12 protein-coding genes are annotated in these 13,322 nt (G+C 61.9%); 6 read left to right on the top strand and 6 right to left on the bottom strand.

All coding sequences use genetic code 11. The features are described from left to right. Positions 1-39: 39 nt before the first annotated feature. From R3F00_RS09850 to radC, 4 genes are all read right to left on the bottom strand, one after another. Positions 40-639: an SPOR domain-containing protein gene (locus R3F00_RS09850; RefSeq protein ID WP_371281608.1), complete on the bottom strand. Its 600-nt coding sequence runs from the start codon at positions 637-639 to the stop codon at positions 40-42. A gap of 70 nt (positions 640-709) precedes the next feature. Beyond that, on the bottom strand, positions 710-2,392 hold the full coding sequence (gene argS, locus R3F00_RS09845) for an arginine--tRNA ligase (protein ID WP_371281607.1): 1,683 nt from the start codon (positions 2,390-2,392) through the stop codon (positions 710-712). A gap of 581 nt (positions 2,393-2,973) precedes the next feature. Next, the gene (locus R3F00_RS09840) at positions 2,974-4,038 is read right to left on the bottom strand and encodes a hypothetical protein (RefSeq protein ID WP_371281606.1); all 1,065 of its coding nucleotides are present in this window, start codon (positions 4,036-4,038) and stop codon (positions 2,974-2,976) included. A 78-nt stretch (positions 4,039-4,116) separates the two neighbouring features. After that, entirely contained in the window at positions 4,117-4,779 is a 663-nt protein-coding gene (gene radC / locus R3F00_RS09835) for a DNA repair protein RadC (protein WP_371281605.1), read from the bottom strand. A gap of 121 nt (positions 4,780-4,900) precedes the next feature. On the opposite strand from radC, the gene coaBC reads away from it, so the two are divergent. The 3 genes from coaBC to R3F00_RS09820 all read left to right on the top strand — a co-directional run bounded on the left by coaBC (position 4,901) and on the right by R3F00_RS09820 (position 9,218). Further along, positions 4,901-6,124, top strand: a complete 1,224-nt coding sequence (gene coaBC, locus R3F00_RS09830) for a bifunctional phosphopantothenoylcysteine decarboxylase/phosphopantothenate--cysteine ligase CoaBC (RefSeq protein WP_371281604.1) — start codon at positions 4,901-4,903, stop codon at positions 6,122-6,124. Next, positions 6,121-6,579, top strand: coding sequence for a dUTP diphosphatase (gene dut / locus R3F00_RS09825; RefSeq protein ID WP_371281603.1), 459 nt, complete (start codon positions 6,121-6,123; stop codon positions 6,577-6,579). Before coaBC ends, dut begins: the two co-directional genes overlap by 4 nt. Positions 6,580-6,797: 218 nt before the next feature. After that, positions 6,798-9,218: a phosphomannomutase/phosphoglucomutase gene (locus R3F00_RS09820; protein WP_371281602.1), complete on the top strand. Its 2,421-nt coding sequence runs from the start codon at positions 6,798-6,800 to the stop codon at positions 9,216-9,218. Between the two features lie 102 nt (positions 9,219-9,320). Here R3F00_RS09820 and R3F00_RS09815 read toward each other — a convergent pair whose 3' ends face one another. Then, positions 9,321-9,956 carry a DUF4124 domain-containing protein gene (locus R3F00_RS09815; protein WP_371281601.1) on the bottom strand — a complete coding sequence of 212 codons (636 nt, stop codon included), beginning with the start codon at positions 9,954-9,956 and terminating at the stop codon, positions 9,321-9,323. A 97-nt stretch (positions 9,957-10,053) separates the two neighbouring features. Then, on the bottom strand, positions 10,054-10,695 hold the full coding sequence (gene pyrE, locus R3F00_RS09810) for an orotate phosphoribosyltransferase (RefSeq protein WP_371281600.1): 642 nt from the start codon (positions 10,693-10,695) through the stop codon (positions 10,054-10,056). A gap of 154 nt (positions 10,696-10,849) precedes the next feature. Here pyrE and R3F00_RS09805 point away from each other — a divergent pair, with 154 nt between their 5' ends. The 3 genes from R3F00_RS09805 to R3F00_RS09795 all read left to right on the top strand — a co-directional run bounded on the left by R3F00_RS09805 (position 10,850) and on the right by R3F00_RS09795 (position 13,301). Further along, positions 10,850-11,629, top strand: coding sequence for an exodeoxyribonuclease III (locus R3F00_RS09805; RefSeq protein ID WP_371281599.1), 780 nt, complete (start codon positions 10,850-10,852; stop codon positions 11,627-11,629). Next, positions 11,626-12,939 carry an MFS transporter gene (locus R3F00_RS09800; RefSeq protein ID WP_371281598.1) on the top strand — a complete coding sequence of 438 codons (1,314 nt, stop codon included), beginning with the start codon at positions 11,626-11,628 and terminating at the stop codon, positions 12,937-12,939. The genes R3F00_RS09805 and R3F00_RS09800 overlap by 4 nt, the downstream gene beginning before the upstream one ends. Before the next feature lie 74 nt (positions 12,940-13,013). After that, positions 13,014-13,301, top strand: a complete 288-nt coding sequence (locus R3F00_RS09795; protein WP_371281597.1) for a hypothetical protein — start codon at positions 13,014-13,016, stop codon at positions 13,299-13,301. The last annotated feature ends 21 nt before the right edge of the window (positions 13,302-13,322 follow it).

Here is a 13,322-nt window from a genome sequence, read left to right as displayed (position 1 = left end):
GGTCTGCGGCCTGGCGTCAGTCGGGCCGTCTGCCGATACCTATTGGCCGGATTCCTCTTTCAACGCAATCGCATTGAATCCATTGTCGGCCAGCGCTGCCTTGGTCGTTTCCAGTTGCCCGGCACTGGCGAAGGGACCCAGGCGCACGCGGTTCCAGGTCTTGCCATTGATCGTTACCGGCTGGACGTGGGCCACAAAGCCAAGGATGGCAAGCTTGGCCTTGACCTCGTCGGCGGCCTTGGCCGAAGGGTAGGAGCCGGCCTGGAGCAGGTAGCGGGACGTCGCCGACACCGCAGGCGGGGTGCCGCTTGCGGGTTGCGCGGCTTCGGCGCGCGCCTTGGCCGAGATTTCCGAGTCCGGAATGACGACTTCCATCTCTGGAAGCACCGAGTAGAAGTCATAGTTCTTGCGTGGCTTGTCCTTCGCCTCGACGATCGGCGGTTCGCTTTCGCGCGGAGCTACAGCTTCCGGATTGGGTTGCGGACCGGCGTTCTTGCGCAGCATGGGCGCCCAGTCACTGCCGAGAAACACCATGGCCACGACCAGCCCGAGGACGACGCCGAAGGCAAGCCAGATCCATGCGGGTACCGCCGGTCGGGAGCTGCCGCGGGTTGCCTGCTTGCGTGATCGTGAAGCCATCAACTGTTCTCCGGGTTTGTGGGCCTGCCGAGCCTTGACTGCCGTAGGGGGCGGCCTGGCAGGTGAATCATCACATGCTCTGCGGCGCAGATACACCGAGCAGGTCGAGACCGCTGGCGAGCACGATACGGGCCGCGTCAGCGAGGGCAATGCGCGCATTGCGCATTACCCCGTCGTCGACGATGAACTGGTGTGCGTTGTAATAGCCGTGGAACGCTGCGGCCAGATCGCGCAGGTATTGCGCGACGAGCTGCGGATCAAGATTGGCTGCAGCCGCTTCGAGCACTTCGGGATAGCGCGAGAGCTCGCTCATGAGCGAGCGTTCGTACTCGCTGTCCAGCCGCTCCAGTGCGTTCAGACCTTCGGCCCTGTCTAGGGCGATTCCGCGCTCCGCGAGCTGCCGATGCACGCTGCACACGCGAGCGTGGGCGTACTGGATGTAATAGACCGGGTTGTCGTTGGTCTGCGCGCGGGCCAGGTCGATGTCGAATACCAGTTGCGAATCGGTCTTGCGCGCGACCAGGAAGTAGCGCGTGGCGTCGCACCCGACTTCATCGATGAGGTCGCGCAAGGTCACATAGCTGCCGGCACGCTTTGACAGTTTCACTTCCTCGCTGCCGCGCATGACGGTCACCATCTGGTGCAGCACGTATTCCGGCCAGCCCTTCGGGATGCCTATGTCGAGTGCCTGCAAGCCGGCACGAACCCGGTTGACGGTGGAATGGTGATCGGCACCCTGCTCGTTGATGACACGTTCAAAGCCCCGTTGCCACTTGTCTTCATGGTAGGCAACGTCGGGCACGAAGTAGGTGTATCCACCCTCCGACTTGCGCATGACACGATCCTTGTCATCGCCGAAATCGGTGGTCTTCAGCCAGAGCGCTCCGTCCTTTTCGTAGGTGTGTCCGGCCGAGACCAGCTCCCGGACCGTCTTCTCCACCCGACCCTCGCTGTACAGGGAGGATTCGAGGAAATACACATCGAACTCGACGCCAAAGGCGCGCATGTCGAGGTCTTGCTCGCGACGCAGCCACGCAACCGAAAACCGGCGTATGGCATCGAGATTGTCCACGTCTGCGGCAGCCGTGACGTCCTGGCCGTCTGCATGCACGGTTTCACCGGCCAGATAGTCACGCGCAACGTCCTTGATGTAATCGCCGCGGTAGCCATCTGTCGGCCAGTCCGCGTGATCGGGTTCGATGCCCTTGCAGCGCGACTGCACGGACAGCGCCAGGTTTTCGATCTGCGCACCGGCATCGTTGTAGTAGAACTCACGGCTTACGGCCCAGCCATTCGCGGTCATGACGCGGGCCAGGCTGTCACCGACCGCCGCACCGCGGCCATGGCCCACATGCAGCGGCCCGGTCGGATTCGCCGACACGAACTCGATCTGCAGCTTGCGGCCGTTGCCCGAGTTGTTGCGACCATAGGCATCGCCCAGATCGAGGATGCGCACGATCTCGGCGTGCACCGCAGCCGGGCTGAGAAAGAAATTGATGAATCCCGGGCCGGCGATTTCCGTGCGCGCCACGCGCGGATCGTCGATGGCGGCCACGATGGCCTCGGCGATCTCTCGTGGCTTGCGCCCGGCCAGCTTGGCCAGGGTCAGGGCAACGTTGGAGGCGAAATCGCCGTGCTCGCGATTGCGGGTACGTTCCACCACGAAGGCGGGTGTCTGGCCTTGGGGCAGGATTTCCTGCGCACGCAGATTTGCGAGCGCTCCATGGACCAGCTCGCGCAGGACGTCTTTCACGGCGTGATTCTTGAGGAAGCGGGCCGGCTATTGTAGAGGGCTGGCAGGGATTCCCGAAACCCGGGTGCGCGGGTGTCTCCAGGAGGGGTCGGGTTCGAGTCGAGGCAACCCGCCCGGGCCGCCCGGGAAATCCTGCGAAGGCAGCGCGAACGGTCCCCGGATCGACCCCGGAGCCGCATCAACTCCCAGGCTTCTGCCAGGGCTGATCGGAGCCCGGGCAGGGGACGCCTGCCTGATCGTCCAGGTACAAATCGGGACTGCTGTCGCGACCGCAGGTTGGCGCTCGTTGTGTCTGCAAAAAAGCAGGAATGTGCTCCAAGCGCTTGTCGGGAAAGCCCAATCCGGCATTTGCACCGGCTGTGGATAACTCTGTGGGGAACATGCTGCCGTGCAGCGACGAGCTTGTCGGCAAATCAGGTCCGATTTTTGCTGGAGGAAGGAGAGATGTCCTCAGCTTATTGATTTTTAAGAAAAAAGTGTGGATGAGGCTGGCTTTAGCAGGCGCCTGTCCCAAAACGGAGGCCGTTCAGCGCGGATGTGTATAGTTTGCGCCCGTTGCAGCCAGGCAGCGTCATTGGGCCTCAAATCAGGCCTGCCACCGTTTCACCGTAGGCATTCAGGACCTGGCGGCCACTTTCGGGTTTTCCGCGCATGGCGATGCGCGCCCGCAAGCCCAGACTGAGGGATTTCAGTCGCGCCGCATTTTGCTCCTTGGCGGGCCCGAACGCCTGCCGACCCAGTTCGGAGCTGAACCGGTGCAGGTCGAAAAAGAAGCGATCCTGGCCATCGGTGAGGAAGCCGAGTACCGGCTGGGCACTTTCTCCGTCATCCAGATCGCGGCGGCACAGCATTTCCCGTTCGAGGCAGAGGTTTTCGGCGCTTGCGGCGAAACGGTCGAACGATTCGGCGACGTTGGCGGTGTCCAGATCCGCGGCGATCAGAGCCAGCTTGTGAGCATGCACCAGCCGCTCGTCGCCCTGCCAGCCTGGCCGGTGCTTGTCCAGCTTCTGAGTCAGTTTGGCCGCCAGTGCGCCCCCGGATTGAACCAGTTCTGCCGCATTGAATGCCGCGCCACCCGGCGGCGGACGTGCATCGAACGTGCTGCCCGAGATGGTCAGATCGAGCGCGAGATAGAGGTCCGCGTCATCTTGCGGGGAAAACCCGCAGGCATCGAGCAATCGAAAGGTCTCTTCGATACTGGCTCTTTCGTTGGCACCCACGCCCGCTTCGTAGACTGGTTCCTCGCGCTGGCGCAAGTCGTGACAAGCGGCGAACATGTTGAGAACGCACCAGTCTCTGAGTCCCAGGGCGAATACACCGCTGGCCGCAATCAGCCGACTGATTCGCCCACCGAGGATGTCGAGAATGTGTTCCTCGTTGTGGTAGGCGTGATATTCGTCACTCAGCGTGCCGTGGCGGCGGGCCAGCCGCGCATAGCCGATACGGATGACATCAGCACAGCGTTGAAGCAGGATTTCCCCATCGAGTTCGGTCGACAGCAGGGGGGCCAGTTGCGCATGACGCTCGGCCAGGGCCTTTTCCAGCGGCTGCAGCTTCGCGCCCATCAGCGATCGCGCCGCGGCAACATCCGGCAATGCCAACTCGACCGGGTCGGCTGGATAGCTTCGTGGAAAGCCGAATATCACGTGGCTCGGGTGCCTCTTGCCCTGTTTGCCCCGAGTATAGTGCGCCCGCGCCTGCCCGGCATCCTCTCTGAAGGCCGTCTAGATCCAGCCGCGTCGCGCCAGCGAAGTGGGATCGCCGGATCCAATGACGAAGTGATCCAGAATTCGGACGTCGACCAGGGCAAGGGCATCGCGCAAGCGCAGCGTGATCGCACGATCCGCCGCGCTGGGTTCGGCTACACCTGACGGATGATTGTGCGCGAGGATGACGGCCGCGGCATTGTGGGCCAGGCAATGTCGGACGACTTCGCGCGGATGCACGCTTGCACCATCGATGGTGCCGCGGAACAGCTCTTCGAACGCGATGACCCGGTGTCGATTGTCGAGAAACAGGCAGGCGAATACCTCATACGGGTAGGCGCCGAGTCGGGATTTCAGATAGCGCGCACTGGCTGCCGGATCGGTCAGGGCTTCGGTCTCGCGCAACTCCGAATCGAGATAGCGACGACCCAGCTCGAGCGCCGCCTGGACGCGGCACCAGCTGACCGGCCCCAAGCCGGATTCTTTTTGCCCGGAATGCAGCAGGGACTTGAGTCCGCCCGCTGAGACCAGCAGCTCGCGGCCGACCTCGACGGCGTTCGAGCCGCGACGTCCTGACCCTATGAAGACCGCCAGAAGTTCGGCGTCGGAAAGGCTTCCGCTGCCTCGGGTACGCAGCTTCTCGCGCGGTCGTTCTCCGTCCGGCCACTCTCGAATGCTCATGCATTGTGTCCATCGCTGGCAGGGAAGCCACACTTTGCATGTCGATTCGGGACTCCGATAGCAGCCGGGCCCGCAATTTTGGGTAAGCTTAGAGATCTTCCTCGCGTCAGAAATTTCCTACATGAGTGATGGACCCCTGGAGCGTGTACACATCCTGCTTGGCGTCTGCGGCGGTATCGCCGCCTACAAGGCCGCCGAGCTGGTAAGACGCTTGCGCGATGCCGGTGCCGAAGTCCGTGTGGTCATGACCGAAAACGCCACGCGGTTTGTAGGCGCCACGACATTCCAGGCGCTTTCCGGCAATCCGGTTCGCACCAGCCTGTGGGACGAATCCGCGGAAGCGGCCATGGGCCATATCGAGCTGGCACGCTGGGCCGATCAGGTGCTGATAGCGCCGGCTTCTGCCGATTTCATCGCAAGGCTCGTGCACGGACGTGCCGATGATCTGTTGAGCACTCTGGTCCTGGCCACGTCGGCACCGGTTTCGGTCGCCCCGGCCATGAACCAGCAGATGTGGTCGAACGCCGCAACGCAGGCCAACGTTTCGCTGCTTCGGAATCGCGGAGTGCGCGTCATTCCGCCGGCTTCCGGGAGTCAGGCCTGTGGCGAGGTGGGTGAAGGACGCATGCCCGAGCCTGAGGTACTGGTTGACGAACTGGCGGCGTCGCGCGTTCCTCCCGTATTGGCTGGTCTCAGGGTGCTGGTCAGCGCCGGTCCGACGTTCGAGGATATCGACCCGGTACGATTCATTGGCAATCGCAGCTCGGGACGCATGGGGTTTGCGGTCGCGGCGGCCGCGCAGCAGGCAGGCGCCAGGGTCACCCTGGTTTCCGGGCCGGTCAACCTGCCGACGCCTGCCGGAGTGGGGCGGGTCGATGTGCGCAGCGCGCGCGAAATGCGCGACGCGGTCGTGAAAGCCTGCGCCGACAGCGACATCTTCATCTCAGCCGCCGCCGTCGGTGACTATCGGGTTCAATCGACCAGCCCGACCAAGCTGAAGAAGACAGGCAAGCCAATGGTAGTGGAACTGGTCCAGAACCCGGATATTCTTGCCGAGGTGGCCGGTTTGAAGAATCGGCCGTTCCTGGTCGGCTTCGCAGCCGAAACCAATGACGTCGAGCGCTATGCGCGCGACAAGCTCGAGCGCAAGAAGCTCGACATGATTGCCGCCAACCAGGTCGGCACCGGTCTCGGATTCGAGGGCAGCGAAAACGCGCTACTGCTGATCTGGAAGGATGGCAGCGAAGATCTGGGCAGGGCCGACAAGAAGGCGCTGGCTCGCACCCTGGTGGAACGGATTGCCAGCCGCTATCGGGTCACGATTGAAACGGTTGTACCGGCATGAGCATTCCAGTGGAGATGATCGTGCTCGACCCGCGTCTCGGCACGGAATATCCGCTGCCCGACTACGCCACCGCGGCGTCTGCCGGCATGGACTTGCGTGCGATGATTGAGGCGCCCTTGCGGCTGGAGTCGGGCGCCACGGCGCTGATTTCCAGCGGCATGGCGATCCACATCGGTGATCCGACCTTGTGTGCGATCTTGCTGCCGCGTTCGGGGCTTGGGCACAAACACGGCATTGTGCTCGGCAATGGCGTGGGCTTGATCGATGCCGATTATCAGGGGCCGTTGATGATTTCCTGCTTGAACCGCTCGTCGGAAGCGTTCACGGTGTCACCAGGCGAACGCATCGCGCAACTGGTCTTCATGCCGATTGTGCGAGCGAGCCTGGTACGCGTCGAGACATTCGATCCCAGCGCGCGCGGGGAAGGCGGGTTTGGCAGTTCGGGGAGAAACTGAGCGAATCGTTGCAGGGTTCCGCGTTGTTTGGACTTCGGCGATCCGAGGCCCGAAACCGGCTTGTTGATGAGATACCCTGCATGATGGTTCCATGTGGGCACTTGGCGGGCCAACCGCTGCTGGTCGGGTCCGCTTGCAGCGCGACGCGGGATTCCGTTCCACGGACTCCGGCCTTGTTCGCAGCGTGAGCAACCGTGGGTGAGGCGAGGGTAGAGAACATGGCGCAAGAAGATCAGACAGAGACTGCGGCCAGGCCCGCAAAGTCAGGCTCCGCCGTGACGGTTGCGCGTCTATTGCCGCGACTCAAGGTTCTTGTTCCATTGGCCGTGGCTACCGTGCTCATGCTCGCCGGATTTTTCCTTCTCTGGCAGACCTCTCTCGTCTACAGCGAGAGCGACAAGATTGCCGAGGCCGAGTCCGCGCGCATTCGCGTCCAGCAGGCCATTGCACAGAAGATTGAGGCGCTCAACCGGAAGGCCGAACAGGTCGTGCTGTCCGGACCGGTTCTGGCCGAACTGAGCGGAAACGACGAAGCGAGCCTCGAGCGCGCCGCGGAAGTGGCGCGCACAGAGTGGCCCGAACTCGAGCAAGCCAGTTTTTACAGCCCCGTTCTGCTCGAAGTTCGCAAGAAGGACCTGAAAAGTTTCGGCTATTCGCGTGCACAGATGCTGATGCAGGCTCAGGCGACGCTGAAACCCGCACCGGTCCAGATTCGCCCATCTTCCTCGGGTGGCCAACAGCTGGTCCTGGCCGTACCGGTCAAGCCGGAAGCCAATCCGCTTGCCTATGCCTATCTGGCCCTGCCGGCCTCGGTCATCCTCGATATCCTGCAAGGCGAAAACCGCACTGGCATACGCATCGACCTGCGCCAGGGGGACGGTCGCGGAGACACGATGGTGGCCAGTTCGGGTTCCGGTGCTGGAATTTCCACTGGCGACCTTGGCATTCCGATTGCCGGCTCACAGCTGCGTCTGGCCATTGCCGACCCGAACATTCAGATTCTGATTACCCGCAATTTGTGGGTATTGGTCATATTGACCTTCCTGTGCCTGCTTGGCGGCTTTGTTGCGTTGTGGCTGAGGCAGGTTGGCATGCAGGGGGCCGCGGCTGCTTTCCGCCCGGGTAGACGTTCGCAGACAGAGGAAATCACCTTGGCCGAGGCCATCGAGCAACAGGCTGCCACCGAAGTGGCAGTTGCAGCGGCCAAGCCAGCCCCGGTCAGGGAAGTCCGCGCAAAATCAAAACCCGAAGAAAAGAAGGTCGCGGTAAATCGAAGCATTTTTCGCGCCTACGATATCCGCGGCATTCTCGGGCAGACGCTGACCAACGACATCGCCCGTCAGATCGGTCGCGCTGTTGGCAGTGAAGCGCAGCATCGCGGACTGCGTGAAATCGTTGTCGGCCGCGATGGGCGCTTGTCGGGGCCTGATCTCTCCGGAGCCCTGATCGAGGGATTGCGCGCTGCCGGCTGCGATGTCATCGATATCGGCATGGCGTCCACGCCGCTGACCTATTTCGCCGCTTTCCATCTGCAAACCGGTTCCTGTGTCTCGGTTACCGGCAGCCATAATCCGCCGGACTACAACGGATTCAAGATCGTGCTGGGTGGGGAAACGCTTTCCGAAGATGCGATTCAGGATCTGTACGCACGAATCGCCGAGGATCGCCTGAGCAGTGGGTCGGGCGGACTGCAGGTCATGAGCCTGAGCGATGACTACGTAACCCGGATCAGCGACGACGTCCAGGTTGAAACCAAATTGAAGGTTGTGGTCGACTGCGGCAATGGTGTCGCCGGGGCGATCGCTCCCGCGGTGCTTGAAGGCATCGGCTGCGAAGTGCATGAGTTGTACTGTGAAGTTGATGGGACGTTCCCGAACCATCACCCCGATCCCTCGGATCCCCACAACTTGCAGGACCTTATCCTGTCAGTGAAGCAGACGGGCGCCGATATCGGACTGGCATTCGACGGGGATGGCGATCGCCTGGGCGTGGTGACACGCAAAGGCGAAATCATCTACCCCGACAGGCTGCTGATGCTGTTCGCCATTGACGTGCTGAGCCGAAATCCTGGCGCCACGATAATTTACGACGTCAAGTGCACGGGCCATCTGCAGCCCCTGGTTCTGCAGCATGGTGGCAGCCCGATCATGTGGCGCACGGGGCATTCGCTGATCAAGGCCAAGATGCGCGAGACCGGAGCGCTTCTGGCAGGGGAAATGAGCGGTCATTTCTTCTTTTCCGAACGCTGGTACGGCTTCGACGATGCCGTATACGCCGCCGCCCGGCTGCTGGAAATTCTTGCCGGCGATATCGATGGGCGTCCGCCAGAGGAGATTTTCGCGGCCCTGCCCAAGGGCGTTTCGACGCCCGAGTTGAAAATCGAAATGCGCGAGGGCGAGCACTATCGATTCATCCAGGCATTCAGGGACAAGGCGAAATTCGAGGGTGCGCGACTGACCACCATTGACGGCCTGCGAGCCGACTGGCCTGACGGCTGGGGTCTGGTTCGTGCGTCCAATACGACACCGGTGCTGGTGCTGCGCTTCGATGCGGACAACGAGGTTGCCTTGAAGCGCATCCAGGCGGAGTTCCGCGAACAACTGCTGGCCCTGGATCAGGCACTTCCGCTGCCGTTCTAGGCCCCATGATTGAAGTATGGACCAAGGGCCGCCGCAGGCCCGGTTGCCGGGATTTGTCTCCAGGACCACGGCAGTCGCGCTCCGGCAGGCAGCACCGGATCATCAATGCTGCTTGTATTTTTCCTTCAGCGCACGGTAGCGCTCGATCTCGGCATCAAAGCCCTGGAGAGTCTTCGCACGTTCCGCCTTGTTGCGTTCAAGCAGGGCGTACTGAGTGTTGATCTTGCTGCGCACCTCACCGATCTGATTGTTCAGTTTCTCGGGTACGGACGTTTCGCTGCGCTCCAGGTCGGCAGCGCGCCCGAGCAGGTCGGTCAGGCTGCGTTCCAGACTCTGCAGGCTCGTCTGCACGCTCTTGATCTGCAGATCGAGCATCTCGATTTGCTGGGCCTGCGTCTTGAGCAAGTCGGCCTCGGTCGGATTGGCAGCGAGCAGCTGCTGGTCATTGCGTGACTGGCGCTCGGCGGCGTCCTTCTCCGCCCTCTGCTTTGCAGCTGCGGCCTTGGCCACGGCCTTTTCGTCGGCGGTCATGGCGGGCTCGACACGCTTGACCAGCACGCCCTGAGCATTGATGACGTCGTAGCCATAGATGCCTGCTTCGGCCGGCAAGCTGTCCGAATAATGCAGATTGCCTTCAGCATCGCGCCACTTGTAGCGGACATTGCCAGCCGCAAGCACGCTCAATGCCAGCGTGGGCACAAGCAACAGCAGGGCGAGGCGGTACATCGATGATCGCATTCTGGACTCCTGGACCGACCCGTTCACGGGGCCGCGGCAAATCGCGTCTTGACCGTCAAGTATAGGCGAGGCGGGCGCGGTGACGCAGTGCCCGAGATCACACCCCGTATTTGTGGCGGTATTCCTCAAGCAGGGAAAGCTCGGCGGCGTACTCCGCATGCTCGCGCGTATAGTCGAGCAATTCGGTCAGACTGACGATGGGGATGACCGGGATGCCGAATTCATCGGAGATCTCCTGTGCCGCCGAGCGTTGGCCTTGCCCACGCTCCTGGCGGTCCAGCGCGATCAGGACGCCTGCCATCCGGGCACCGTTGCCGGCAATCAGCTGCAGTGACTCCCGAATCGCGGTTCCGGCCGTGATCACGTCGTCAACGACGAGCACGTTGCCGGCAAGCTTCGCGCCTACCAGATTGCCGCCCTCTCCATGATCCTTGGCTTCCTTGCGGTTGTAGGCGAAGCCGCAATCCTTTGCGTGATTTGCGGACAATGCCGCTGCGGTCAAGGCGGCCAGCGGGATACCCTTGTAAGCCGGTCCGAACAACAGATCGAACTCGACACCGGCCCTGATGGCGGCGGCAGCGTAGCATCGGCCCACCGTACTCAGCGCCGATCCTGAGTCAAACAGGCCTGCATTGAAGAAATAGGGGCTGACGCGCCCGGATTTGAGGGTGAACTCCCCGAAGCGCAGAACCTTGTGCGAAATGGCCAGTTCGAGGAACTCGCGCTGGTAATCGTGCATGCGGGTACCGGGGGTTCGAGATTGGGGAGGGGATTGTGCAAGACTCCGTGCAATCGCGAAAGCCGGCTTCGCTGCGCAACCACCCTGCCATGGCACAACACAGCAGTTCCGGTAGTCTTGCTTACGTTTCCCCAACCCCCATTCGCCACTCCCCATGACGAGAATCATCAGTTTCAATGCCAATGGCATCCGTTCCGCGGCCAACAAGGGTTTCTTCGAGTGGCTGAAACTCCAGGAAGCCGATGTCACCTGCATCCAGGAAACCAAGGCGCAGGAGGACCAGTTGATCGATCCGATGTTCCGTCCGGACGGTCACCACAGCTTCTACAAAGACGCGTCGACGAAGAAGGGATACAGCGGTGTCGCAATTCTGGCAAAGCGTGAGCCCGATGAGGTGCGCACGAGCCTCGGCTGGGCGCCGTTTGACGACGAGGGGCGCTATATCGAGGCACGATTCGGGAACCTGAGCGTCGTTTCCTTCTACATCCCCTCCGGGTCGTCGGGCGAATTGCGCCAGGCTTTCAAGTTCGAAGTCATGCGGTGGCTGAAGCCGATTCTTGACGAATGGCTTTCCAGTGGGCGCGACTACGTGCTTTGCGGTGACTGGAACATCGTACGCAGCGCACTGGATATCAAGAACTGGAAGTCCAACCAGAAGAACTCCGGTTGCCTGCCGGAAGAGCGCGAGTGGTTGAACAACCAATGCGAGCCCACGGCTTCCGGCTGGATTGATGCCTACAGACATCTGCATCCGGAGGGGCAGGAGTACACCTGGTGGAGCAATCGGGGTGCGGCGCGCGCGAACAATGTCGGCTGGCGCATCGACTATCAGCTGGTGACACCAGGCTTGCGCGAGCGCCTTGAAGCTTGCTCCATCGAGCGCGAGAAACGCTTCTCGGATCACGCACCGTTCACGGTGGACTACAGCGAATGAACGCACCCGGCCCGACCCGAAAGCGCGGATGGCGCGCTGCCGCTGCGACATTTGGAACTCGCTCCGCGCTTACCCTTTTCTTCCTGGGCTTTGGTTGCGGCCTGCCGTTCTTCCTGGTCGGCAACACACTGGCCATCTGGTTGCGCGATTCCGGGTGGGCGCTGGGCCCGATCGGCCTGGTCAGCTACCTCACGTTCTTCTACGTGTTCAAGTTTGCCTGGGCGCCGCTGCTGGACACCCGCAAGCTGCCGTTCTTCGGCCGGCTCGGCCGCCGCCGTGGCTGGCTACTGGCCGCGCAACTTTCTATTGCCGGCGGACTGGCGGCGCTGGCTCTGACCGGCCCGGTCGCTTCCGTGCCCCTGTTCCTCGCCCTGGCCGGATTCACTGCAATGGCAGGTGCCACCCAGGACACCATGGTCGACGCATACAGGGTGGAGATCGCGCCAATCGATGAACAGGCTGCACTGGCAGCCACCTACACGCTGGGTTACAGGATAGGTCTGCAATTGTGCGGCGGTGCACTGGTCCTGTACCTGGCGGACTTCGCCGGCTGGCGCATCGGATATCTGTGCATGGCCGCACTCGCCCTGGTGCCTGCACTGGCGACACTGATGTCACCGGAGCCTGCCTCGAGCAAGCGAATCGATTCCGAGGCCCGTCCCGGTTTCATCGAGGCCTACATCAAGCCTTTCGCGGAATTCTTCCGTCGCAACGGCTGGGTGCTCGGACTGGTCCTGCTGGCCTTCGTCGGTTTGTTCAAGATGCCGGATCAGATGCTGAGCATCGCCGGGCCGTTCTATCTCGACACCGGGTTCAGCAAGAGTGACATCGCCACCGTTTCAAAGATCTACGGCGTCTGGATGGGTATCGGAGGTGCATTTCTTGGCGGCTTTGCGGTGGCTGCCATGGGCGTGCGCAAATCGCTTCTTGTCGCCGCGCTTGCGGTGGCGCTGTCGAACCTGCTGTTTATCCTCATGTCCTTGCATCCCGGCGAAATCTGGACTTTTGTCGCGACCATTTCGGGCGACAATCTGTCCCAGGGATTTGCCGGAACGGTCCTTGTCGCGTTCATATCCGGCCTCGTCGACAAGCACTACACCGCAACCCAGTACGCCCTGCTGTCGTCTCTGGCCAATCTGCCTGGAAAACTGGTCGGCGGCTTTTCCGGATTCATCGTCGAGGCGTCCAGCTACACGACGTTCTTTGTCATCAGCAGTGTGTCGGTTATCCCGACCTTGCTGATACTTGCCTGGCTCTGGAAAAGGATCGCTCCGGCGGCACACGACAATTCGGAAGCGGCCAGCGCCTGAGACGTGTCGGAATGCCCTGAAAAATGCCGGCAAAGTTGCGACAATCCCCGCACCACTGAATTTGACGACTGGTCATGGCGGAAATTCGGGTCAAGGACATCGACGAGGAAACCTTCGAGCGTTTGACCGCGCTGGCCAAGGAACGCGGCTGGACGATCAACGAAGTGGCCCTGCGTGCGCTGCGCTACGCGCTCGGATTGAGTACCGAACATCTGGCCGCGCAGGATCGTCAGGACATTGCAACCATGCGTGGAGTCTGGAACCAGAGCGAGAACCAGGCTTTTCACGAAGCCATGGAGGCATTTCGCCAGGTCGAGTCGGGCCCGACGTTCGAGTCGGTAGTGCCGAGGAAACGGAGCTAGCCCGCAGCCCGGGCCAGTGGA

Source organism: Dokdonella sp., assembly GCF_041395345.1.
Classification (GTDB): Bacteria; Pseudomonadota; Gammaproteobacteria; order Xanthomonadales; family Rhodanobacteraceae; genus Dokdonella.
Note: the sequence above shows the minus strand (reverse complement) of the source record. Positions and strands in the feature narration are given on the sequence as shown.

Excerpts from the sequence above, each read along its gene's own strand:
- radC (WP_371281605.1), bottom strand. The coding sequence starts at position 4,779 with ATGAGCATTCGAGAGTGGCCGGACGGAGAACGACCGCGCGAGAAGCTG.
- coaBC (WP_371281604.1), top strand. The coding sequence starts at position 4,901 with ATGAGTGATGGACCCCTGGAGCGTGTACACATCCTGCTTGGCGTCTGC.
- dut (WP_371281603.1), top strand. The coding sequence starts at position 6,121 with ATGAGCATTCCAGTGGAGATGATCGTGCTCGACCCGCGTCTCGGCACG.
- R3F00_RS09850 (WP_371281608.1), bottom strand. The coding sequence starts at position 639 with ATGGCTTCACGATCACGCAAGCAGGCAACCCGCGGCAGCTCCCGACCG.
- pyrE (WP_371281600.1), bottom strand. The coding sequence starts at position 10,695 with ATGCACGATTACCAGCGCGAGTTCCTCGAACTGGCCATTTCGCACAAG.
- R3F00_RS09815 (WP_371281601.1), bottom strand. The coding sequence starts at position 9,956 with ATGCGATCATCGATGTACCGCCTCGCCCTGCTGTTGCTTGTGCCCACG.
- R3F00_RS09800 (WP_371281598.1), top strand. The coding sequence starts at position 11,626 with ATGAACGCACCCGGCCCGACCCGAAAGCGCGGATGGCGCGCTGCCGCT.
- R3F00_RS09795 (WP_371281597.1), top strand. The coding sequence starts at position 13,014 with ATGGCGGAAATTCGGGTCAAGGACATCGACGAGGAAACCTTCGAGCGT.
- R3F00_RS09805 (WP_371281599.1), top strand. The coding sequence starts at position 10,850 with ATGACGAGAATCATCAGTTTCAATGCCAATGGCATCCGTTCCGCGGCC.
- R3F00_RS09820 (WP_371281602.1), top strand. The coding sequence starts at position 6,798 with ATGGCGCAAGAAGATCAGACAGAGACTGCGGCCAGGCCCGCAAAGTCA.